General features: G+C 70.5%; 20 protein-coding genes and 3 pseudogenes. 11 read left to right on the top strand and 12 right to left on the bottom strand.

What is annotated here, in order from left to right:
* Positions 1 to 93: 93 nt before the first annotated feature.
* From ACFW01_RS37295 to ACFW01_RS37310, 4 genes and pseudogenes are all read right to left on the bottom strand, one after another.
* Positions 94 to 923, bottom strand: a pseudogene (locus ACFW01_RS37295) (IS5 family transposase).
* A 246-nt stretch (positions 924 to 1169) separates the two neighbouring features.
* A pseudogene (locus tag ACFW01_RS37300) lies at positions 1170 to 1433 on the bottom strand (transporter); the annotation flags it as partial.
* 362 nt (positions 1434 to 1795) lie between these two features.
* Positions 1796 to 2614 carry a GAF domain-containing protein gene (locus ACFW01_RS37305; protein WP_384511145.1) on the bottom strand — a complete coding sequence of 273 codons (819 nt, stop codon included), beginning with the start codon at positions 2612 to 2614 and terminating at the stop codon, positions 1796 to 1798.
* Positions 2615 to 2942: 328 nt separating this feature from the next.
* On the bottom strand, positions 2943 to 3983 hold the full coding sequence (locus tag ACFW01_RS37310; RefSeq protein ID WP_384511148.1) for a hypothetical protein: 1041 nt from the start codon (positions 3981 to 3983) through the stop codon (positions 2943 to 2945).
* Positions 3984 to 4148: 165 nt separating this feature from the next.
* Here ACFW01_RS37310 and ACFW01_RS37315 point away from each other — a divergent pair, with 165 nt between their 5' ends.
* Entirely contained in the window at positions 4149 to 4823 is a 675-nt protein-coding gene (locus ACFW01_RS37315) for a TetR family transcriptional regulator (RefSeq protein WP_384511151.1), read from the top strand.
* Between the two features lie 150 nt (positions 4824 to 4973).
* Here the strand turns inward: ACFW01_RS37315 and ACFW01_RS37320 are convergent.
* Both ACFW01_RS37320 and ACFW01_RS37325 read right to left on the bottom strand, forming a co-directional pair.
* Positions 4974 to 5393, bottom strand: a pseudogene (locus ACFW01_RS37320) (IclR family transcriptional regulator C-terminal domain-containing protein); the annotation flags it as partial.
* A gap of 134 nt (positions 5394 to 5527) precedes the next feature.
* Positions 5528 to 6205: a cyclase family protein gene (locus tag ACFW01_RS37325; protein ID WP_384511154.1), complete on the bottom strand. Its 678-nt coding sequence runs from the start codon at positions 6203 to 6205 to the stop codon at positions 5528 to 5530.
* Positions 6206 to 6282: 77 nt separating this feature from the next.
* Between ACFW01_RS37325 and ACFW01_RS37330 the strand changes: the two genes are divergently transcribed.
* Together ACFW01_RS37330 and ACFW01_RS37335 are read left to right on the top strand one after the other, a co-directional pair.
* Positions 6283 to 6540 (top strand): hypothetical protein, encoded by a 258-nt coding sequence (locus ACFW01_RS37330; RefSeq protein WP_384511157.1) that lies wholly within the window; start codon positions 6283 to 6285, stop codon positions 6538 to 6540.
* Positions 6541 to 6545: 5 nt separating this feature from the next.
* Entirely contained in the window at positions 6546 to 6707 is a 162-nt protein-coding gene (locus tag ACFW01_RS37335) for a hypothetical protein (protein WP_384511160.1), read from the top strand.
* 151 nt (positions 6708 to 6858) lie between these two features.
* On the opposite strand, the gene ACFW01_RS37340 is transcribed toward ACFW01_RS37335, so the two are convergent.
* From ACFW01_RS37340 to ACFW01_RS37365, 6 genes are all read right to left on the bottom strand, one after another.
* Complete coding sequence (locus ACFW01_RS37340) at positions 6859 to 9222, bottom strand: SpoIIE family protein phosphatase (protein ID WP_384511202.1); 2364 nt, start codon at positions 9220 to 9222, stop codon at positions 6859 to 6861.
* A gap of 124 nt (positions 9223 to 9346) precedes the next feature.
* Positions 9347 to 9709, bottom strand: coding sequence for a winged helix-turn-helix transcriptional regulator (locus tag ACFW01_RS37345; RefSeq protein WP_384511163.1), 363 nt, complete (start codon positions 9707 to 9709; stop codon positions 9347 to 9349).
* Positions 9706 to 10284 (bottom strand): NADPH-dependent FMN reductase, encoded by a 579-nt coding sequence (locus ACFW01_RS37350; RefSeq protein ID WP_384511166.1) that lies wholly within the window; start codon positions 10282 to 10284, stop codon positions 9706 to 9708. Before ACFW01_RS37350 ends, ACFW01_RS37345 begins: the two co-directional genes overlap by 4 nt.
* A gap of 110 nt (positions 10285 to 10394) precedes the next feature.
* Positions 10395 to 10826, bottom strand: coding sequence for a carboxymuconolactone decarboxylase family protein (locus tag ACFW01_RS37355; protein WP_384511169.1), 432 nt, complete (start codon positions 10824 to 10826; stop codon positions 10395 to 10397).
* A 136-nt stretch (positions 10827 to 10962) separates the two neighbouring features.
* On the bottom strand, positions 10963 to 11781 hold the full coding sequence (locus ACFW01_RS37360) for an IclR family transcriptional regulator (RefSeq protein WP_384511172.1): 819 nt from the start codon (positions 11779 to 11781) through the stop codon (positions 10963 to 10965).
* A 59-nt stretch (positions 11782 to 11840) separates the two neighbouring features.
* Entirely contained in the window at positions 11841 to 13460 is a 1620-nt protein-coding gene (locus tag ACFW01_RS37365; RefSeq protein ID WP_384511175.1) for a bifunctional 3-(3-hydroxy-phenyl)propionate/3-hydroxycinnamic acid hydroxylase, read from the bottom strand.
* A 103-nt stretch (positions 13461 to 13563) separates the two neighbouring features.
* Between ACFW01_RS37365 and ACFW01_RS37370 the strand changes: the two genes are divergently transcribed.
* The 8 genes from ACFW01_RS37370 to ACFW01_RS37405 all read left to right on the top strand — a co-directional run bounded on the left by ACFW01_RS37370 (position 13564) and on the right by ACFW01_RS37405 (position 22855).
* Complete coding sequence (locus ACFW01_RS37370) at positions 13564 to 14523, top strand: amidohydrolase family protein (RefSeq protein WP_384511178.1); 960 nt, start codon at positions 13564 to 13566, stop codon at positions 14521 to 14523.
* A gap of 52 nt (positions 14524 to 14575) precedes the next feature.
* Positions 14576 to 16036, top strand: a complete 1461-nt coding sequence (locus tag ACFW01_RS37375; protein WP_384511181.1) for an aldehyde dehydrogenase family protein — start codon at positions 14576 to 14578, stop codon at positions 16034 to 16036.
* A 90-nt stretch (positions 16037 to 16126) separates the two neighbouring features.
* Positions 16127 to 16903: an SDR family NAD(P)-dependent oxidoreductase gene (locus ACFW01_RS37380; protein ID WP_384511184.1), complete on the top strand. Its 777-nt coding sequence runs from the start codon at positions 16127 to 16129 to the stop codon at positions 16901 to 16903.
* Between the two features lie 248 nt (positions 16904 to 17151).
* Positions 17152 to 18060 (top strand): alpha/beta fold hydrolase, encoded by a 909-nt coding sequence (locus ACFW01_RS37385; protein WP_384511187.1) that lies wholly within the window; start codon positions 17152 to 17154, stop codon positions 18058 to 18060.
* Positions 18060 to 19700 carry an FAD-dependent monooxygenase gene (locus ACFW01_RS37390; RefSeq protein ID WP_384511190.1) on the top strand — a complete coding sequence of 547 codons (1641 nt, stop codon included), beginning with the start codon at positions 18060 to 18062 and terminating at the stop codon, positions 19698 to 19700. Before ACFW01_RS37385 ends, ACFW01_RS37390 begins: the two co-directional genes overlap by 1 nt.
* Positions 19701 to 19819: 119 nt before the next feature.
* Positions 19820 to 20779 carry an amidohydrolase family protein gene (locus ACFW01_RS37395; protein ID WP_384511193.1) on the top strand — a complete coding sequence of 320 codons (960 nt, stop codon included), beginning with the start codon at positions 19820 to 19822 and terminating at the stop codon, positions 20777 to 20779.
* Positions 20780 to 20899: 120 nt separating this feature from the next.
* A complete protein-coding gene (locus ACFW01_RS37400) occupies positions 20900 to 21997 on the top strand; it encodes an amidohydrolase family protein (protein ID WP_384511196.1) in 1098 nt (365 codons plus the stop codon).
* Positions 21998 to 22180: 183 nt separating this feature from the next.
* Positions 22181 to 22855, top strand: coding sequence for a GntR family transcriptional regulator (locus tag ACFW01_RS37405; protein WP_384511199.1), 675 nt, complete (start codon positions 22181 to 22183; stop codon positions 22853 to 22855).
* The last annotated feature ends 124 nt before the right edge of the window (positions 22856 to 22979 follow it).

Here is a 22979-nt window from a genome sequence, read left to right on the forward strand (position 1 = left end):
GTCTGGACGAAGACCGCAGACGAGATCCTCGAACGCCTCGCCAGCTATCTGAACAGAATTCCTGACTCAAAAGACTAGGTCGTGTCCGCAAAGTCAGGCCAGCCAGATTCGTAGGCACGCGATGGTGACCAGGGCTTCGTAGTGGCGGGCGCGTTTGTCGTAGCGGGTGGCCAGGGCCTTGTTGTGCTTGAGCTTGTTGAAGCAGCGCTCGACGACGTTACGGCGTCGGTAGGCGGCCCGGTCGAGCCGGCAAAGGCTCTCCCGCCGGCGGATGCGGCCGTTGATCTGGTCGATCCGCTCGGGGATGGCCGCCTTGATGCCGCGTCTGCGCAGGTAGGAGCGGATCTTCGTGGACGAGTAGCCCTTGTCGGCGACGACCCGTTCGGGCCGGGTCCTGGGCCGGCCGGGTCCGCACCGCTCGATGCGGATGCGGGCCAGGACCTGCTCGAACTGAGTGCAGTCGTTGACGTTTCCGGCGGTGATCGTGAAGGCGAGCGGCCGGCCCTGCCCGTCGCAGGCGAGATGGATCTTTGTGGTCAGCCCGCCGCGGGACCGGCCGATCGCCTCGCCCGGCCGGAGCCCCCTTTTCGGGCCCCGGCCGCGTGCTGGTGGGCTCGCACGGTCGTGGAGACGACACACGTGACGGTCCAGTCAACCGAGCCGACGGCATCGCAGCGCTGCTGGACGTGGGCCAGGAGCCGGTCCCAGGTCCCGTCGGCCGACCAGCGGCGGAAGCGCTCGTAGACCGTCTTCCACGGCCCGTACCGCTCGGGAAGATCCCGCCATGCCGCACCCGTGGACAGCTTCCACAGGATCCCGTTGACCACCTGACGGCGATCGCGCACCGGACGGCCCATCCGCGGCGGAGCCAGGAACGGCTCGATCACCGCCCACGACTCATCGGTCAGCTCATGACGACGCACCACGAACAACCCAACGAACTCACCACTTTGCGGACACGCCCTAGTCCTGGACTCGCGGAGCAACGACGGTCCAGGAAGTCACACCCTCATCTCCCACCGGCGCTGCCTGGCCGAGCGAATCCGCCCCGAGAACCACGGAGAGCGGGCGCGAGCATTGAAGATTGGGAAGATGCACTGAGGGTCGTCAGGCCCCGCCCACCGGCATTGGCGAGCTCGACAGCTCATTCGGCGGGAAGCAACCGGTAGTTCAGAGAACACGCCGGCATCCGTGCCGCGCTTGTACTCGACGATGACCGGCGAGCCGTTCTCGTCCAGCCCGAGCGAGTCGATCCGGCCTCCGTGCACCGGTCCGGTGCTGTACTCACTCGCCAGGAACCGGACCCCCAGCAGCGTCTCCATGTGGCTCTCGACGAGGCCCTGCACGTCGGCCTCGATCTCAGCAAGATGCGGCATGACCTCCGTCATGCCGCTATTAGTCGTGTCCGCGCGGAACAGCTTCAGGCCCGACACCTTCCCCTCCTCGGCTCGGAGATCACCAACGCCGAGAAGGTGCCGGATTGTTTCCGCTGGGGACCGGAAGCGTGTGAAGATGGAGTGAGGGCGCGTATTCAGACCAGCAGCGGGCCACGCCGTCCCAGAGGCCACCCGAACGGTCGAATCCCACATGCGTCCCACAAAACGCCTGACGGCCTGTCAGCTACGCACTAAGTTGCAGGTCAGACGGGGTCTGAGCTACATGCAGTGGGCGTCTTCTAAGCGCCTGCTCTCGCGCCGCGGCGGGTCGGAATGAGCACAGATGTCGAGATCATAGGCGTCGATGGACAGGGCGCTGGCGGAACTCGGGTGGTTACGCCGAGAGACATCGGAGGCGTTCAGCCGATCAACGCCCGTCGAGGCGTCGGCATCCGCATGAAGCCGGGACACCCTTGCCGTACTGCCCCGACCCGCTCACTGGCTTTCTCCAGTCGGGCCACCGATCGGGAGATGGCCGAGGTGCGTGACAGACGAGGCCCCCGGGTTGTTGGTGCAGCCCGTGGCCAGGAACGTCCCCGACGACGAGGACCGGTGCGCAGGGAGGGGAGTTCGATCGCGTCGACCAGTCTCCGCCGATTTCGGCCCCGCACGAGGCGGGAAGGTAAGCACCCGCGGTCCCGATGGCCCGGGTGGAGGTGACGGCCTGGGGCAATAGACGCCTCTGCAGGGTCACTGCCGCCCCGGTGCTCGCGCGCGTACCTGCGGGCGTTGTCCACGCCGAAGGCCGAACGGGCCGCGATCTCGGCGAGCAGGGCCGCGTCCTCCTCGTCGAAGGGCTCAGGACGTTCGGTGCGCCAGGCGGCCACCAGTCCCAGCACCAAGCCCCGGACGAAGAGCGGCGCCGCGAGCATCGAGTCCCCTCCCTCGGGCGCCGCGAGTCGCAGGAGGGCCGGATCCGCCAGGGCCCGCCCCAGGGTCTGCCGGTCGGTCAGGACCGTCCACCCTTCCTGAAGTTCGCGCGCCATCGGCCGGTCAGGGAAGGCCGGTACGGGCTCTCCGGGCCGGAGCAGCCCCGGGCGGCCAAGACCGCTGGCCGAGCGCACCGCCGCCCTGCGCAGGTGGAGGTCGCCCCCGCCGAAGGTCTTCGGCGGCTCGTCCCCGGCGGACACGGCTTCCGCCAGTTCGGCCCCCGCGACGTCGACGAAGTCCGGGACCATCGTGTCGACGATCTCCTGGGCCGTCCCGGCGATGTCGAGGGTGCGCCCGATCCCCGCCGACGCGCGGTGCCGCAGCTCGCGTCGCCGCCGGGCCCGCCAATGCTCGTGGCGTGGGACCTCGACGTCCGTGAAGCCGCCGTGCTTCGTGGCCTCAGACTCGACCCAGCGGGCAGGCGTCGAGGGCGGGTGCTCGCGACGATGTTCTCCAGCTTGCTCATGCTCGACGTGCCTTTCCCGAGATGTCCAAGACTGAGTTTTCCTTAGTAGCCAAGTAATCCTTATCTGAGAGGAATGACTGGCGCGAAGGCACAGAGGGAGGTGTACTCGCTCACGTTGCCGGAGCCGCGGCGGTCTTCCTGCCGCGACGGCGGTCCGCCGCGAGCGCGAGGGCGAGACCGGCGAGGGCCCACAGGCCCAGGACGAGCACCGGGCCGCCGGCGCCGGTTCCGTCGTAGAAGGCGTTGGCCCGCAGCAGGCTGCCCGAGGCGCCGGGCGGCAGGAGCTGGCCGAGGGTGGACCAGCCGTCGGGCAGCCAGTACGGGCCGGTGGTGAGGCCGGAGAGCGGGTTGCCGAGGAACATCATGACGACGGAGCCGGCGCCGAATCCCGCGTAGCCGAGCAGCGACTCCAGTGCGAGCAGGGGGATGGCGAGCGCGGCCATGCCCAGGCCGAGGCCGAGCGAGGTGAGCCAGTAGTCGCCATCGAGGGTGCCGATGCCGAACTGGAGGACGGCGGTCACGGCGGCCCCGCCGGCCAGCGCGAAGGCGGCGACCCCGGTGAGACGGGTGCGCAGGTTGGCGTGGCCGGGGAAGAGCTGGAGCAGGGTGATGGCGGGGAGCATGCCGCCGAAGACCATCGGCAGCGCGGCGGAGGCGAGTCCGGTGCCCCGCGGGTCGTCCTCAGGGAAGGGCACCACGTCGTGGACGGTCGCGGAGACGTGCCGCTGTTCGGCGAGTGCCGTGCCCAGGCCGCTCACCGCGTTGCCGATCATCTGGCCGCCGGCCGTCGCGGTGTAGACGGTCACGCCGTTCTCGCCGAACGCGAGGCCGCCCACGGCGTCGCGGTTCTCGATGGCCCGGGTCAGCGCACCGGGGTCGTCGTACGCCGTGACCTCCCAGTCGTCGCCGGGGAGTTGCTTCTGGACGGCGGCCACCGCGGACTCCGGGCCGGTCACGCCGAGCGGGGCATGGTGCGGGCCTCCGGCCGCGGACGGCAGGCCGAAGGCGCACAGCATGAGGGTTATCGCGGCGGTCAGGCCGACGACCACGGCGGCCAGTTTCACCACGAGCTTGCGGCCACCGGGCGGCGCGGCGTGCGCGGTGCCGCCGTTCGGCTCTTGGGCGGTGGCGGTGGCGGAGTTGACGGACATGGCAACCGTTCCATGGGAATGCCCGCCCCGGCAGGTGGGGGCGGAACGGTGGACAGGGGCCGGCCCGCCCGGTCGTTCCGGCGGGCCTGGGATAACTCAGCATACAGTGAGTTCATCACTTGATGAGTTTCTCGGCCGGGGGGCGGGAGCGGGCATGATGGGGGCATGAAGAGCGTCAGCGATATGCGCGAGCTGGGTGACCCCGGCCCTGAGCAGGCCGGGAACATGGCTGGGACGGCCGCGGCGACGGGCCCGGCGGCCAAGCACGCCGGGGGCCGGCGGCGCGGGGAGACCCGTACCCGGGAGGCGATCCTCGGGGCCGCGCGGGTCTGCTTCGCCGAGCGTGGTTTCGACGGGACCAGCCTGCGCCGCATCGCGGAGACGGCGGGGGTCGACCAGGCGCTGGTGCACCACTTCTACGGTACGAAGGAGAGCCTGTTCCTCCAGGCGCTGGAGCTGCCGGGCAGGATCCAGGAGGCCATCACCGCCGCGGCACGGGGCGAGCGCGCGGGGGTGGGGGAACGCATGGTGCGCGCCCACCTCTCGGTGTGGGACGACGTGTCGTCGCGGCCGGCGCTGATGACCATGGTGCGCTCGGCCGCCATCCACCGCGCCGCCGCCGCCCGGCTCCGCGAGACCGCGACCGGGATCCTGGCGCGGGCGCTCGGCGGCGTGATCACGGGCGAGGACGCGGAGCTCCGGACGAGCATGGTCGCCACGCAGCTCATCGGACTCGCCATGATGCGCTACGTCGCGCTGCTCGAACCCCTCAGTTCGGCCGACACCGACACCGTGGTCCGCTACTACGGCCGGGCACTTCAGGCGGTCGTGGACGACTGAACCGGCGGCCGCGCCCCGTGACGGGAGGGCGGGCGCCCTACGGCCGGTCCCGGTCCACGGGACTGCCCAGTACCTCCGCCATGGCACGGTCGCGCGCAGCAGTTCGTCAGACAGGCGTGCCACGTCCTGCTCCGTGACACCCCGTGCGGGCATCACCAAGATGACGATGAGCGGCAACGACTCACCGGCGGTGAACACGGGAGCCGCGACCGAGATGATGCCGGGAATGACCCCGCCGACGGTGCTGGCCACGCCCTCCTGCAGGACCCCGGCCCTGATCCGGTCGACGCGCTCCCGGGTGGCCGCGTCCAGCGTCTCCGTCTCCAGCTGCCCGCACAGCACCGGTTCGGTGAGCTGCGCGAGCAGATGCGCGAGGAACGCCCCTCCCATCGTCGAGATCAGCAGGGGCATGGTGGCACCGACCCGGACAGTGATCGGCAGCGCGTGGGCGCCGTACTCCCAGCGCACTACGACCGGGCCGTGGTCGCCCCACACCGACAGGTTGACCGCGTGCGAGGTGCTGTCCCGAAGGCCCGGCAGGTGCTCGCTTACGAGCGCCACCTCGTCCATCCTGCGCAGCCCATCCCTTGGCCTCGGCCATCACTGGCTCCGTCTGCAGATGCTTCCCGCCTCTGCATCGAGGCGTGTCATTGGACGCCCGAGCGCTCAGGGGGATCCGCAGTGGACCTGAGTCCGGTTCGCGATCAGAAGATCGCGATCGGATTGACCGCGAGTCCCGTCGTGCCCGTGATGCGCGGTGGCGCGAGTACGAGCATGAAGCTCCACCGCTCTAGGGAGGCACACTGGTCGGCGAGGTCGTCGAGGTTGGCGGCGTCAACCAGCGGCAGTCCGAGCCGTGCCAGTGCGACCTGGTGCATCGGCGTGGGAAAGCTCGGTGGGCGGGCGTCGCTGATATCGCCGATATAGAGCGCCGCGCCGTGTCTGTCCAGCCAGTCGACGGCGCTGAGGTCCAGCCCGGGGACGGGCTGCGTCATGGGCTGGTTCACGTCCCAGCCGCTGCGGACGACGATCGCGTCGCCTGGGTGTACCGACGTGCATGCTCGGTCGAGCGCCGCGTCGAGGTCTGCTGCGCTGACGCGGTGGTCCGCGTCGAGACTGCCGCGATCGGGGGCCAGGTCCAGGAGGACGCCCCGCGTGACGATGCCTCTAGCGGCGTGGTCGGCGGAGGCGTGGCGTACCCCGGTCGGTGTGACGGCGTCCTGCAGCGGGACGCCTGGATAGACCTTGTCGCCGACAGGAATGTGAGAGAGCGCGTCGAAGTGCGTCAGTCCGGCGTTGTGCGTGTTGATGAGCAAGGAGTCCGTGAGGGCCACGGGCCGGACTCCGTTGAAGTTCACGATCTGCATGACGGGTGCGGGCATCGTGGCGGGACTCCCAACGGGCGCGAGGCCAGTGGTGAGCGGTATGGGGGTAGTGGGACGCGCAAGACTCGCCGAGCATGGACGATCTCTTCCATGTCACCCGTCAACATGTGCTGCTCGCCGTGCGTGACCAAGCGGAGGCTCTGCTCGTCGAGCGGCTGTCGGCACGCGACGTCAGTCCCGTGCTCTACCGCGTGGGGGGCCGCCTTCCGCTGACGTCCACCGGTGTGGGCCTGGTGCTGCTGGCCTTCGCTCCGACCGCTGCGCCGTGCCCTCGCGGAGGGTACGGCGTGGCGACTACGCCTTCGGCCGCCAGAGTCACCCCTGGCGGCTGAGTACCGTGGCTGCGCCGGTGCGGGACGGCGACGAGGTGGTGGCCGCGCTGTCGGTCGTGGCACCCACGAGCGGCCTTCCGGATGGGGGCTACGGCCCGGCCGTGCGGGCGACGGCCAGGGCCATCTCCCGGCGGCTCTCGCAGGACGGCGAGCGTCGATACCGCTGACGCATGCCGACGCTCGGTGAGACCGACGGCGGGCGGGGGCTGCGCCGCAGACCGAGCCTGCCGCCGTCGGAGCGGCGTCGCCGGTGGGTCTCAGGGGTATGCCGTTCAGCCGTCTGCGCGGACGGAGGCTGGCGACGCGGCGGTGAACGCCTCACTCGGCCGGCTCTTGCTCGACCCAGATCGTCTTGCCCGTCTGTCCGTATCTGCTCCCCCACCGCCTGCTCAGCTGAGCCACCAGGAACAAACCTCGGCCCCCTTCGTCTCCGGTACGGGCACGGCGCATGCGGGGCTGGGTGTTGCTGGGGTCGGTGACCTCGCAGAAAAGGACCTCGTCGCGAATCATGCGCAGTCCCACCGGGCCGCCCGCGTATCGCACGGCGTTGGTGACGAGTTCGCTGACGATCAGTTCGGTCGCGAAGGCGTTGCCCTCAAGTCCCCATTCGGCGAGTTGACCGGTCGCCGCCTCTCTCGCCGAGGCGACCGCCCGGGGGTCGGCGGGGAACTCCCAGTCCGCGACGGAGCCCGCCTCCAGAGGGGAGGGGCGCGCGAGGAGGACGGCGGCGTCGTCGCGCGGGGGACGCGTCCCGGAGCCGGCCATGAGCGCCTGGGCGATCGCGGTGAGGTCGCCGCCGGTGGACTGGGCCTGCGCCAGTCGGCTCGTCAGGTCTCGGGTGGTTGCGCCGAGGTCGGTGCCGTAGCGCTGGAGGAGGCCGTCGGTGTAGAGCGCGAGGACACTGCCCGGTGGGACGTCGACGGTGGTTGCCTCGAACGGCAGGCTGCCCACACCGAGGGGCGGGCCCGGTCGCGTGGCCACCTCGGCGACTTGGCCGTCCGGCAGGGCCAGCAGCGGCGGCGGATGTCCCGCCGCGGCCATCGTGCAGCGTCCGGCCACCGGGTCGTGTACGGCGACCAGGCAGGTCGCACCGACCACGTCACGCTGTGCGGGGTCCGCCTCCCCGGCCAGTCGAAAAACCAGGTCGTCCAGATGGGCGAGGAGTTCGTCGGGCGTCAGTTCCAGGTCGGCCAGTGTCTGCACGGCGGTGCGCAGTCGCCCCATGGTGGCCGTGGCGTGCAGGCCGTGGCCGGTCACGTCTCCGACGACCAGGGCGGTCCGCAGCGAGGGAAGCTCGATCGCGTCGAACCAGTCCCCGCCGATCTCGGCGCCCCCCGACGCGGGCCTGTAGACGCCCGTCGTCTCCATGACGCGAGTGGAGGTGCACGCCTGGGGCAGCAGCCTCCTCTGCAGGGTCACGGCAGCGCGATGCTCCCGCGTGTACCTGCGGGCATTGTCCACACCGAGGGCCGAATGAGCCGCGATCTCGGCGAGCAGCGCCGTGTCCCCCTCCTCGAAGGGCTCGGGCAGGTCAGTGCGCCAGGCAGCCACCAAGCCGAGTACGAGACCGCGCGCGAAGAGGGGGGCAGTGATCATGGAGTGTCCGCCTTCGGGCACCGCGAGGCGCAGGTGGGCCGCCGTCAGGCCCCGGGCCAGGGCTTCCCGGTCGGTCACGATCGTGCGGCCCTCCTGGAGCTCGCGGATCACGGGCAGATCAGGGAAGGGGGGAACCGGCTCACCGGGCTGCAGAAGTCCGGGAGGCCATGGGCCGTCCGCCGAGCGCACCGCGGTCCTGCGCAGGTGGAGGTCTCCTCCGCCGAAGGTCTTCGGCGGTTCGTCCCCCGTGAGAACGGCGTCCGCGAGATCGACCCACGCGACATCGGCGAAGTCCGGAACGAGCGTGTCGACGATGTCCTGGGCGGTCCTGCCGATGTCGAGCGTGCCGCCGATGTCCGCCGCCGCGCGATGCCGCAGCTCACGCCGTCGCTCGGCCTGCCAGTGCTCCGTGGCGTCGGTGAACAGGACCGCGACGCCTGTGGGCCGGCCACGAGCGTCCTGCGTCCGCATCGCCGACACGGACAAGGACCATTCTCCGTACGGGGGCCTCGCGGACCTGACCCGCTGCTCGTGTGCGGCGAGGGGTGCGCCTGTCTCCAGTACGCCCCGCAGCGCCGCTTCCACGCCGGCGGCATCGGCCGGGTGCATCACGTCGGAGAGGCGGCTGCCTACCGGCAGGGGCGGTCCGGCGAACGCGCCTCGCGTCAGGTTGCTCCGGACGACGGCCAGATCGGCGTCCCGAAGGACGAAGCCGATACTGTCCTGTCCGAGTAGCGCACGCGACAGGGCCGCGTCCCGTTCGGACTCGGCCGCCTGGTCGGCGGCGACGGCCAGTACGAGCGAGAATGCGGGGTTGCGCAGCCCGTCGACGCGGTAACGCACCGGCACGGTCTTCCCCGAGCCGCACCGCAGCGTGGTCGTGCCGCTGTCCGGCAGCCGCCCGGCGTGAGCGGCTTCGGGATCGGTCAGCAGCCGGAGTACGGAACGACGCAGGACCTCCGCGGCCGGCCGCTCCACGAGGCGTTCCGCGGCACGGGACCAGCCGACCACGACCCCGCGGCGGTCGATCAGTGCGGCCGCCACCTGGCTCGGCCGGGCATCCTCGGCCGCGTCGTCGATGTCCATGCCCGTCGTCACCGCCTCCCGATGGGCCGGTGAGTCCATCATGTCCCGACCCTGAGATCCCCGCCTTTCCGGTGGAGGCGGCACGCGGCGCGTGGCGCCCTTTGTCACGGGTGGCCTGGAGACCTCAGGGCGCCGGGTCCGATCCGGGCAGGGGGAGCCAGGTGTGCGACCACGCGATGATCGCGTCGAGGACCGGTTCCAGGTCCTGTCCCTTGGGCGTGAGGCGGTACTCCACCTGCACCGGTGTCGCGGGCACGACGTGACGCTCGACGAGGCCGTCGTGCTGGAGTTCACGGAGGCGCTGCGCCAGCATGGTGTCGCTGACTCCCGGGACGGCTGCCTTGATCTGTGCGTACCGGCACTGGTTGGTGAACAGCGCCCGCAGGATCGCGCCGGTCCAGCGTGCGCCGATCATCTCGATCGCCGTGTGGAACCGCACGCAGACCGGGTGGATGTCGCCCCCGCCGGGCGTCGGGCCGGTGGTCACGCGGCGTCGGGGGCACGCAGCGGGCGCAGGGCGTCGGTGAAGCGCACCAGTTCGTCGAGCATCGCCTTGGCGGAACTGGTCATGACCTCGTTGGGCAGCAGCCGCCGGTCCTCGTCGAGGAACTGCTGGACGAAGGGGATGGACACGGCCTCGAAGACGGGCGTCATCTTCAGGGTGGTCACCACTTGCTTGATCATCTGCGCCGCGCGCGTTCCCGCGGACACGCCTCCGTAGCTGACCATGCCCACCGCCTTGTACTGCCACTCGGTGTGGAGGTAGTCGATCGCGTTCTTGAGTTCGGCGTTGTAGCCGTAGTTGTACTCCGGCATCACGAACACGAAGGCGTCCGCCTCTTCGACCTTGGCGCTCCAGTCGCGCGTGTGCTGATGGGTGTAGCGGCCGAGCCTCGGGTGGTGCGGTTCGTTCATGAACGGCAGGTTCACCTCGGCGAGGTCGACCACCTCTATCTCGTCGAAGCCACTGTGCGTCACGGCCTCCGACTCGATCCAACGGGCAACACTCGGGCCGAGACGCCCGGGGCGCGTGCTCGCCACGATGATTTCCAGCTTGGTCATGGTCAACGTCTGCCTTCCGCGGGCGATGGATTGCTCGATGCTAACTATTTCTGAGTAGCTAAGGGAAGCGTAGCCCGCGGGTCATCCGAACGTCGCCGATGCGAGTGCCTCTACCGATCCTCGGTCGGCCGCGGGAGGAGGCCGCGCTCGCCGAAGACCTTCTTGGCTACGAGCGTGGCGTTCAACGCCTTGGGCATGCCGCAGTAGACCGCGGAGTGCAGCAGCGCTTCTACGATCTCCTGCGGCCCGAGACCGACGTTGAGAGCGGCGTTGACGTGCACCTCGAGCTGAGGTTCGCAGCCACCCAGGGCGGTGAGGATGCCGAGGGTGACCAGTTGCCGGTCCCGCGGGCCAAGGCCGGGGCGGTCGTACATCTCGCCGAATGCCCACGCGGCCACCTGGTGCCCCAGTTCCGGGCTGATGTCCGCGAGCGCGTCGATGACCCGGCGCCCTGCCTCGCCGTCGACGCGGGTGAGGACCTCCATGCCGTGTGCGAAGCGCTCCTGTCGTGCGCGGGCTTCGTTGACGGGGTTCGGGTTCATACGTCCTGCCTTCCGACTGCTCGTCGAGCGCTTGCCTCCCGCGAGGGGCACCCCTGCGCCGCGGTGTCCCGCGACGCGAGGGAAGCAGGACGCCGGCCGCCGGGCGCGCGGGTGCGACCTCCGGGGGGCGAACGTCCTACGGCCGGCGCTGGTCCATGGAGTGGCCCAGGACCTCGGACATGGCCCGGGTCGAGGTGAGCAGTTCCGCCGAGAGGTGGGCCACGTCCTGCTCGGTGACGCCTCGCGCCGGCATCACCAGGGTGACGACGAGCGGAAAGGACTCCCCCGCGGTGAACACTGGGGCCGCCAGGGAGGTGACGCCGGGAATGACACCTCCGACGGTGGTGGCCACGCCCTCGCGCAGCACCTCTGACTTGATCCGGTCGACCCGCTCCCGGGTGGCCGCGTCCAGCGTCTCCGCCTCCAGCTGGCCGCGCAGCACCGGCTCGGTGAGCTGCTCGGGCAGGTGCGCGAGGAACGCCCCTCCCATCGCCGAGGTCAGCAGCGGCATGGTGGCGCCGACCCGGACCGTGATCGGCAGCGCGTGGGCGCCGTACTCCCAGCGCACGACGACCGGTCCGTGGTCGCCCCACACCGCCAGGTTGACCGCGTGCGAGGTACGGTCCCGCAGACCGGGCAGGTGCTCGCTCACCAGCGCGACCTCATCCATCCTGCGCAGCGACTCGACGCCGAGCCGCCGCATGGCCGGTCCCATGTCGTAGCGCCCGGAGCTGGGCGACTGGGCGACGAGACCGACCCGGGCGAGACTGACGAGATAGCGGTGGACCTTGCTCGGCTGCATGCCGGTGGCCGCGGCTATCTGCGTCAGGCTCATCGGGCCCCGCCCCTCCTCGAGGGCGTGCAGAACCGTCATCGCCAGTTCGACGGACTGGATGCCCTGCCGTGCCGGCGATTCCCCACTGGCCTCGGAGTCGGAGGGACGCTGATCGCTCACAGCAGGGATCATAGTGACCGGCCTCGCAGAGTCATTTCCGGGGCGAAGGAAACGGGACATCAGGTGTCCGCTCGCACCTCGCGTGTGGCCGGGCCACCGCACACCGCGCTCAGCAGGTCACCGGCGAGACCGGCCGCCGCGTCGGGGCCGCTCGCCGTGCCGAAGACGTAGAAGTCGGGGCGGACCACGACCGCCGAGCAACCCAGTTCGGTGAACCAGCCGCGGTACGTGCCGTGTACGTCGTGGACGACGGCCGCCTTCGGGTGTGCGGCGGCCCGCTCACCGGGCACGACGACTCGCACGCCCGCCCGGGCCAGGTCGTCGAGCAGGCCGGCGCGTTCCAGGGCGTACAGCGACTCTTCCTCGACGAGCAGATGGAAGCCGCCGCCCACGACCTGGTCCAGGCGGTCGCGGCGGGTACCGTCGTCCACCACACCCTGGACCGACAACTGCCCCCGGCCGGCATCCGGGGTCCGGGCGAAGAGACCGTCGACGAGGCTCGGCAGGCGCACGGCCTCGGGCGTCCCCGATTCCGCGCGGCGAGCCAGCAGCGTCCGGTCACGCTCCGCGGCACGCTCCGGGTCGCGCAGGGTCTGGAGATGGCCGAGCTCGATGCCCTTCTCGGTCACCGCGCGCACATGCGGCTCGCGTTCCGTCTGGTAAGTGCCGAGGATGTCGTCCGGCGCGGCTCCGCGCAGAACGAGGTCCAGTTTGAAGGCGAGGTTCTGCGCGTCGCGGAAGCCCGAGCACATGCCCTGCCCAAGGAACGGCGGCATCTGGTGCGCCGCGTCGCCCGCCAGCAGGACCCGGCCACGACGCCAGTCCTCCGCGATGAGTGACCGGAAGGTGTACGTGGCGACCCGGATGAGATCGGCGTCGTCGGGAGTGAGGTGAGAGGCGACCCGTTCCCAGACGCGCTGCGGATCGCGCTCGGTCTCGAATTCGTCCACCGAGTCGAGCATGAAACTGAACCGGTGGTGTGCGGGACCGAGCGAGATGATCGAGGTCGGGCTCAGCGGATCGCCGAGTTGCAGCGCCGGCGGGACCTCGGTCGGCCGGCGGAAGCGGAAGTCGCACACCATCCACGGCTCGGAGAAGCCGTAGTCGAACAGCCCCACGCCGAGTGCCGACCGTATGAAGCTGTTGCCCCCGTCGCAGCCCAGGACGTAGTGCGCGGTGACCGTCCGACGCCCTTCGGGGCCCTCGACGGTAAGCGTGACGTTCTCCGCGGTCTGGTCCAGGGCGACGACGGCGCTGGAGTGCCGCACCTCCACCTGCGGCATCGACCGGCACGCCGCGTCGAGCGCCTCTTCGAGGTCCGGCTGGTACATCATGTTCCACTCCGCCCAGCCGCTGCGTCCGGCTTCGGCGAAGTGCTGCTCTATCAGCAGGTCGCCCTGGCCGTTGCGCCACTCGTAGGTGGGCTGCACGCGCACCTTGGGCAGCAGCGCCTCCGCCACACCGAGACGCGCGAGGGTGCGCATGGTCTCGTCGTCGAAACTGGCCGCCCGCGGCAGGTTGTACAGGCCTGCGTATCGCTCCAGGACGAGGACCCGGTGCCCCGACCGTCCCAGCAGGGCGGCCGCAACCATACCCACCGGGCCGTACCCCACCACGACCACATCCACCGCGCTCCCGTTCGGGACCGGATCCACCGCGGCGACCTCCGTACCCGTCATCGGGCACCTCCATCTGCTCGGACGTTCCAAAGGGTTGACATTGACGGAACGTACGTTTCACCATCGATGAAGTCAATGCATATAAGTGAAATGAGGAGTCGCGATGCGGACCATCGGTCTTGAGGAACACTTCGTCACACCCGAGCTGGAGAAGTACGGCGCCTCGGCGGCCGCCATCCTGCAGCCGGACAAGTGGCGCGAGGCGTCCCGGCGGCTCCTCGACATCACCGGCGAGCGACTGGCCGAGATGGACGCGGCGGGCCTGGACGTGCAGGTGCTGTCCCTCAACTCCCCCGGCATCCAGGCCGAGAAGGACGCCGCCACCGCGGTCGGCCAGGCGACTGCCGTGAACGACCTGCTCGCCGGTGTGATCACCGACCACCCAGACCGCTTCGCCGGCTTCGCCGCCCTGCCGCTGCAGGATCCGAAGGCCGCCGCCGACGAGCTGGAGCGCGCCGTCTCACAGCTGGGTATGCGTGGCGCTCTGGTGAACGCGCACACCCAGGGTCGCTACCTCGACCACCCGGAGCTGCGGGTCGTCTGGGAGCGTGCCGCGGGTCTGGACGTGCCGCTGTACCTGCACCCGGCCAACGGCGTCGACATCCCGCACGTCATCCAGGGGCACCCGGAACTCATCGGACCGATGTGGAGCTGGGGGACGGACACCGCCACCCACTTCATGCGGTGCGTGTTCGGCGGCGTCTTCGACGACTTCCCCGACGCCAAGCTGCTGCTGGGCCACATGGGCGAGGGCCTGCCCTATGCGCTGTGGCGGATGGACTCCCGCTGGGACTACCACAACCACCAGGGCGTCGAGCTGGACCGGGACAACCCCTCCGAGTACGTCCGTCACAACCTGTACATCACGACCAGCGGCGTGTGCTCGGCCCCACCGCTGCTGTGCGCACTGCTGGCCCTGGGTTCGGACCACATCCTCTTCGGCACCGACTATCCGTTCGAGGAGATGGGCGAGGCCACCGAGTTCCTGCGGACGGCCCCGATCAGCGAGGCCGACCGGGCAAAGATCGCCCACGGCAACGCCGAGCGGCTGCTCGGCCTCTGAAGGCCGCCCCGCACCCTCCCATCCCCTCCCTCTCAAGCAAGGAGTCGCCGACATGACCCGAGAGAACACCGCACGGCACTGGATCGACGGCGAGTGGGCCGGTTCCGAACGAACTCGCGACAGCATCAACCCGGCCACGGGCGAAGCGATCGGTACCTACGCCGACGCCGACGCGGAGGTGGGGCAGCGGGCCATCGACGCGGCCGGCCGGGCATTCAAGGAGGGCGAGTGGCGTCTCGACCCGATGGTGCGGGCCACCGCTCTGAGCCACCTCGCCGACGCGTATGCCGCGCGCATGGACGAGGTGATCGACACGCTGTGTCTGGAGAACGGCAAGCTCCGGCGCGAGGCGGGCTTCGAGTCGCACTTCATCCTGCGCGCCCTGCGCTTCGCGGCGGGGCTGGCGGTCCAGCCGCACGGCCGGGTCACCGACACCCAGCCGGGCCGCCAGGCCATGTCGATCCGGCAGCCCGTCGGCGTCGCCGGCATCGTCGTGCCGTGGAACTCCCCCGCCTACTTGTGCATCCGCGCGCTGGCCCCGGCCCTCGCTGCGGGCTGCACCGCCGTGGTGAAGATGCCGGGGCAGGCGGCCCGTACCGCCGCACTGATGAGCGAGATCCTTGCCTCGGTGCCCGAGCTGCCGAAGGGCGTGGTGAACGTCGTCGTTGAGTCCGGCGCCGACGTTGCCCGCCTGCTGGTCGAGTCGCCACAGGTGCCCGTCATCAGCTTCACCGGCAGCACCGCCACCGGGCGGCTCATCGCCCAGGGCGCGGCGGCCCACTTCAAGCGGGTGGGTCTGGAGCTGGGCGGCAAGACCCCTCACCTGGTCTTCGCCGACGCCGACATCGAGGCCGCGCTGGCCACGGCCGTCGCGTCGTGCACCGTCTTCGCCGGGCAGTTCTGCATGACGGGCAGCAGGGTCCTGGTGCAGCGGGAGATCGCCGACGAGTTCACCGCCGCGCTGGCCCAGCGCCTGGAAAGCGTGCGTCCCGGTCCGGCCGCCGACTCCGAGAGCCAGATCGGTCCGCTGATCGACAAGGCGTCGGTCGCCCGGGTCGACGCGGCGGTGGAGGCGGCCATCGCGGCCGGCGCCAAACCGGTCGTCCGCGGCGGCCCGAGCACCCGCCCCGAGCTGGCCGGCGGCGCCTTCTACCACCCGACCCTGCTCGCGGTCACCGACTCCTCGCTGCCGATCGTCCAGGAGGAGACCTTCGGCCCGGTGCAGACCGTCCAGGTCTTCGACACCGAGGAGGAGGCGATCGCCCTCGCCAACGACACCGATTACGGCCTGAGCGCCTGCGTGTGGAGCCGGGACGCGGACCGTCCGGTGCGGGTCGCGCGCCGGCTCGACGCCGGTCTCATCTCCATCAACAGCTGGGCGAACCTGACCATCGAGTTCGAGGAGGGCGGCTTCAAGTCCAGCGGTGTGGGCCGGCTCGGTGGCCTGGCATCGGTGGAGGACTTCCTGGAGTACAAGCAGATCACCCAGGACTACGTGCCGCAGCACCACTGACGGACGCCCCGGAGAGGGCGGGACCGCGCACCCCGCCCCGCCGTCGGCCCCGGTCACACGTCATGTGCACAGCGAGACAGGAGCACACTCATGCCCACACCGTCCACGCAGGTCTCGTCCACCCCCGCCTCGCACACCGGCCGGGTCGCGGTCGTCACCGGTGCGGCGGGCGGCTTCGGCCACGCCATCTGCCACGAACTGGCCCGCCGGGGCGCCGACATCATCGCCGTCGACCTGAACCCGGCCGACCACACCGTCGAGGTCGTCGAGGAGGCCGGCCACAAGGCAGTACAGTTCCGGGCCGACATCTCCGACCCGGAGCAGGTCGCGGCCCTCGCCCCCGAGCTGCTCGGTTTCGCCGGCCGGGTCGACATCCTGGTCAACAACGCGGGTGTCTTCCCGTTCAAGAACGTCTTCGAGCTGGACTTCGCCCAGTGGAAGCGGACCCAGGAGATCAACGTCGACTCCCAGTTCCTCATGGCGAAGGCGGTCATGGGGTCGATGCGGGACAACGGCTGGGGGCGCATCGTCAACCTGGCGTCGAACTCCCTCGGCCTGGCCGTTCCCGACATGGTCCACTACATGGCCAGCAAGGGAGCCGTCGTCGGCTTCACCCGAGCCCTGGCCAGCGACCTCGCTCCCCACGGCATCACGGTCAACGCGATCTCGCCGAGCGCCTCACGCACCCCCGGTGGCCAGGAGTTCATCGGGGAGGACATGCTGCGCACGGTGGCCGGCATGCAGGCGATCAAGCGCGTAGGAACGGCGGCCGACATCGTCGGCCTCGCCTGCTTCCTCACCGGCGACGACTGCGCCTTCATCACCGGTCAGACCATCGTGGCCGACGGCGGACTCGTCCGGCACTGACGTGGCGCGGCCACACCACCCCGAGCGTCCCTTCCTCACGTCTTCCACCTCGCCTCACGAGCACCCAAACCCTTGCTGTTATCACATATAGCGCCTAGGCTCGCAGAACCCCGGTAGCGCCCCAACCGGTTCTCGGTGCCACGGACCGGGGGCGGCCGACTCCCCCCGCAAGCTGTGCGTTGTCGTTCGCCGCGCTACGGTCCCCTCCGCGCGGCACGCTGGAATCCACCCCTGGCAGGAGGCCACAGATGGCCAAACAGCGCGACCTTCTGACCCTCGAGGTCGACGGACACAAGATCACGGCGCTTGCCGCCGGTCCCGCCGAACCCACCGGCAAGCCCCTGATCGTCGCCCTCCACGGCGGCACCTATACAGCGCACTACTTCGACGTCGAGAGCGCCGGCGAAGGCTCCTTCCTCGACGTCGCCGCCGCGCACGGCTACCCGGTCGTGGCCTTCGACCGTCCCGGCTACGGCGGCAGCACCCCCCTGGAGCCGGACGCCAACACCTTCACCCGGCACGCGGAACTGCTCGGCACCGCGCTGGCGCAGGTTGTCGCCCGCCTCTCGGCCGACCGTGTGTTCCTCGTCGGCCACTCCATCGGCGGCATGATCGCCCTGATGATCGCCGCATCCGCTCCCGGCCTCCCTCTCATCGGTGTCTCGGCGACCGGCATGGGGGCCGTCATCCCGAGCGGCGGAGCGGCCGAGGCTCTCGGTTCCCTTCCCCCGGACCAGACGGTGGACCTTCCTTACGAGGAGCGGGACAAGGTGATGTTCGGACCGCCGCACACCTACGGAGCCGAGGCGCTACGACAGGCGCACGACTCCTACGCGCCCGTGCCGGTGAGGGAGTTGGTACAGGCTCCCACGTGGCCGAAGGAACATCTGCCCAACGTCGCCCCCCGCGTGCGCGTCCCGGTGCACAACGCGCTCGCCGAGTTCGACGCGCTGTGGAGCAGCAGCCCGGAGAACGTGGCCCGGTTCGCCGCGATGTTCACGGCGGCCCCGTTCGTGGACGCGAGCGTCGCCCGTGGCACGGGCCACTGCATCGACCATCACACGCTGGGCCACGCACTGCACCTGCGGCAGCTCGCGTTCGCCGAGGAGTGTGCGCACTGGGCCGCCGCGCGGCAGCGAGCCGAGAACGCGAACTGATGATGCCCTCCGTCGACCACAAGCAGCTCCCGCGGCACGTGCAGGTCCTCGTCGCCGGTGGTGGCCCGGTCGGCCTGGCGGCCGCCGTGGAGCTCGGCCGGCGCGGCGTCGACTGCCTGGTAGTCGAACCGCGCGCCACCGTGTCCAGAGCGCGCCCCCGTTGCAAGACGCTCAACGTGCGCACCATGGAGCATCTGCGGCGCTGGGGCCTGGCCGAGCGGCTCCGAGCGCGTGCCCCGTTGCCCGCGTACTGGTCCCAGGACGTCGTGTTCTGCACGTCGCTGACCGGCAGGGAGCTGTCCCGTTTCACCGGCGTTCTGGGGCTCGCCCCGGAAGGCGACCGCTTCCCGGAGATCGGCCAGCAAGCGCCGCAGTACGTGCTGGAGGAGGTACTGCGCGAGGCGGTCGAGGAACTCGCCCCGAGCCGCCTCGTCCTCGGCTCGAAGGTCGTCGGCGTGGCCCAGGACGACGACCTGGTGACCGTGACCGTCGAGGACGCTCTCGGCGACCGGAGCCTCGTCACCGCCGACTACGTGATCGGCTGCGACGGCCCGCGCAGCGTCGTGAGAGACCAGATCGGCTCCCGCTACCTGGGCGGGGAGGCCCTGCGCCCGAACTTCGGCATGGTCTTCGAGAGCCCCGACCTGTGGAAGCACGTGGTGCACGGTCCGGCCGTGCAGTACTGGGTCGTCAACCCGACCGCACCGGCACTGGTCGGGCCCCTGAACCGGACGGACACCTGGTGGGCGATCGCCTTCGGCGTGGACCGCGCGACCGGAGAACGCGAAGCGCGGAACATCATCGACGCCGTAGCGGGCAGACCGGTGCCGGCCGAGGTGCGGTCCACCGACCCGTGGACCGCCCGGATGCAGATCGTGGACCGCATGCGCCACGGCAGGGTCTTCCTCGCCGGTGACGCCGCGCACCTCAACCCGCCGTTCGGCGGCCACGGGCTCAACACCGGCATCGGAGACGCGGTCGACCTGGGCTGGAAGCTGGCCGCCGTGCTCGCCGGCTGGGGTGGGGCGGACATCCTCGACAGCTACGAGAGGGAGCGCCGCCCCGTCCAGGAACGCGTCATCCGCGAGGCGACCGCCAACATGCGGGTGCTCTCCACCGAACTGCTCGCCGACAACCTCGACGCGGACGACGAGGCGGGTGCCGAGGCACGGCGCGCCGCGGGCGCACGGATCCAGGAGACCAAGACGGCGGAGTTCCACTCCCTCGACCTGGTCCTCGGACTCCGTGTCACCACCTCACCGATCGTCCCCTCGGAGCCGCGGGATGGGGGAAGCGCCAGATGGACGGGTGCCCGGCTGCCCCATGTGTTCCTGGAGGACGGCCGTTCCCTGTACGACCTTCTCGGGGACCATCTGACACTGGTCACCCTCGGGCACGGCACCCCGGAGGAGGCCATCCTGGAGGCCGCACGCCTGCGGAATGTGCCGCTCACCGTGGTGTCCCTGCCGGAGTCGGTGTCCGCCGACTACGCCAAGCTGCTGGACGCCCGCCTTGTCCTGGTCCGCCCGGACCACGTGGTCGGCTGGCTGGGCGACGAGGCTCCCGAGGACGCCCTCGCGCTCGTCGACACCCTGAGCGGCCGCGCCCGCCGAGGCGGGGCGGCGCATCGCGGCTCTTGAACGTCTCCTGACGTCGACCGGCGCCCCGCGCCGACATCAGGCCCCGCCCCGGCCGCACCCTGTCCGAGGCACCTGCCTCGCGGCCGGGGCGGACCAGTACCGGATGGAAAGTGAAACCGATGGCCCGCAACCGCATCGACGTCCATGCCCACTACCTCGGCGGCACCGTCGAGACGCTGTTCGCCTCCGGCTTCACTCTGGCCGGCGGCTACCGGATCCCCACGGGCTGGACCGCGGAGGGCGCGCTGGCCTTCATGGACCGCCATGAGATCGCCGCCCAGATCCTGTCCGCTCCGTGGCCCTTCGCCGGCACCTCCGACGACCCCGGCTTCGCCCGCCGCTTCTGCCGCGACGTCAACCACGACTACGCCGAGCTGATCGCGAGGCACCCTGGGCGGTTCGGCGCGTTCACCGCCGTACCACTGGACGACCCCGACGTCATGTTGGCCGAGATCGCCTACGGTCTGGACGAACTGGGCCTGGACGGCGTGATGCTGACGTCCAACAGTGTGGGCCACTACTTCGGGCAGCCCTTCTACGAGCCGGTCCTGGCAGAACTGCACCGACGGCAAGTACCGGTCTTCGTCCACCCGACCGACTGCCCGCACGTGGACGTGCTCGGCTTCGGCCGTCCCAGCTCGGTGTGCGAGTACCCCTTCGACACCGCGCGCAACATCGTCAACGCCCTGTACACCGGGGTCTTCCATCGATACCCCGGACTGAGGCTGATCCTCCCCCACGGCGGCGGCGCGCTGCCGTCCCTGGGGTGGCGCATCGCCGAACACACCGTCATGGGGAGGGGCCCCGACGACGCCGACATCGGCCACGAGCACGTCGCGGACGCCCTGCGCGGCCTCTACTACGACACCGCCCTGGCCGGCTCCGCCCATTCCCTGCTGCCCACCCTCCAGGTCACGGGTGCCGAACACGTGCTGTTCGGCACCGACTGGCCGGCCGCTCCCGAAGCGACCGTGGAGCGCGTCATCGACGACCTCGAGAGCTTCGAGGAGTTCGACACCGCACAACTGGCCGGCGTGGACCGCGACAACGCCGCACGGCTCTTCCCCCGTTTCGTCTGAGCCCGGCCCACTACCACCGCACAGGACACGAGGACGGCCGTACGCGTTCTGCCACGTGCAGGGCCCCACACGTACTTCAGTCGTCCCACACCGATCCCGTTCCGAAAGGAAGCACCACGCATGAGCACTCACACCTGGACGAGACGTCAGGTCCTCAACACCGCGGCAGGCACGGCCGCCCTCGCCGGCGCCGCCACTGTGATGTCCCCCGGCACCGCCCGGGCGCACGGCGACAGGCCGGACCCGCACGGCAGGCTGAAGATCATCGCCATCGAGGAAGCCGTCATGCTGCCGGGCCTCATCACCCAGGGCACGGCCCTGAACGGCGCGATCCCCTTCAAGCCCGAGGTCACCGCCGCCTGGTTCAAGCGGCTGCCGGACATCACCGAGTACCGGCTCGCCGACATGGACGCGAACGGCGTCACCATGCAGGTGCTCTCCCTCACCCCGCCCGGGGTGCAGATGCAGCCCGACGCCGCCATCGCCGTACGGGACGCGCAGGTCGCCAACGACGCGCTGGCCGGCATCGTCGACGCCCACCCCACCCGGTTCGGGGGCCTCGCCGCACTGCCCCTCCAGGACCCCCGGGCCGCCGTCCGGGAGGCCAGGCGTGCCATACGCGACCTCAAGATGGCCGGGTTCCTGGTCAACGGCCACACCAACGGCCACTACCTGGACGAGCCACAGTTCCGGCCGGTGTGGGCGGCGCTGGAGGAGCTGGGCGCCGCCCTCTACCTCCACCCCACTCCGGCCCCGACCGGCGACTGGGGTCTGCTGAAGGACCGTCCGGAGCTGGTCGGCCCTCTGTACAGCTGGGCGGCGGAGACCGGCGGCCACGCCCTGCGGGTCATCCTCGGCGGGGTCTTCGACGACTTCCCGGGAGCCAGACTCATCCTGGGACACATGGGCGAGTTCCTGCCCTTCCAGGCACCCCGCCTCGACGTGCAGATCCAGAACATCAACACGCGCGTGCCACTGAAGAAGAAGCCCTCCGAGTACCTCGTCGACAACATCGCCATCACCACCTCGGGCGTGATGGACGACACCATGCTCCAGGCCGCCATCAAGACGGTGGGCATCGACAACGTACTCTTCGCCATCGACTACCCCTTCGAGAAGAGCGAACAGGCCGTCGGATTCCTGCGCCACGCAAGCCTGTCGACCGGCCATCGCAAGAAGATCGCCCACCGCAACGCCGAACGCATCCTCAAGCTGTGACCGGGCAGTCGCACGGATGATCCCGGCGCCCCGCACCGTGCCGCCCACGGTGCGGGGCATTTCCGTCGGTCGACCGACCGACGGAATGGGCTGCTCCAGGGCCCTTGTCATGCCCCCAGCTCCTCGGCAGAGCCGTCGCTATAGTTGGCCGTACCACCAGACGGCCGAAGTGAGGGATACACCGTGGCGACTCCCCGAGGAGCTGTCCAGCCCATCACGTCACGGTCCGTGGTGGAGCAGGCCACCGAGGAACTGCGGCGCGCGATCCTGACCGGCGCCCTGGATCCCGGTGGGGAGTACTCGCTGCGCGAACTGGCCGGCATGCTCGACATCAGTTTCATCCCCATCCGGGAAGCACTGCGCAGCCTGGAGAGCGAGGGCCTGGTCATCATGCGGCCCGGCCGGAGCGCCGTCATCGCTCCGCTCGACCTCGACGATCTGCAAGGCATCTACCGCTTGCGTCGCTCCCTGGAACCGGAGATCGCCCGGCGTTCGTGCGGTCTTCTCACGGACGAGGAACTGGACCGACTCGAGTCCTTGGCCATCGACTTCGGTGCCCGGGAGCACGGCATGGCCGACATCTACGACGACCACCACGCCTTCCACCTCGCGCTCCTGGCGCCGGCCGCGACCGCCTGGGACATCCGCGTCCTCACCACGCTCTGGCGGGCGGGAGAACGCTACATCCGTATCGGCTTCGGCCATCTCGACCCGGATCCCGCCGAACACCAGCGGCGGGGCAAGGCCCACCTGGACCTCGTGGCGGCCTTCCGCACCCGCGAGCCCGCCACGGTCGCCGCCTCCGTCGAGCAGCACCTCGCCCGCAACGAGAAGATCGCCCTCTCGGCCCTGTCCTGAACGCGCCCGCTCCCGGCGGTGGGGCGGCCCGGGGGGCCCGCGGGGCCCCCCCCGGGGCCGGTAGGGGCGCGGGGCCCCGGGCCCAGGGGGGGGGGGGCCCCGGGGGGTGACCGGCCCGCCGCCC

The sequence above is a fragment of the Streptomyces sp. NPDC058985 genome (assembly GCF_042740985.1).
Lineage (GTDB): Bacteria > Actinomycetota > Actinomycetes > Streptomycetales > Streptomycetaceae > Streptomyces.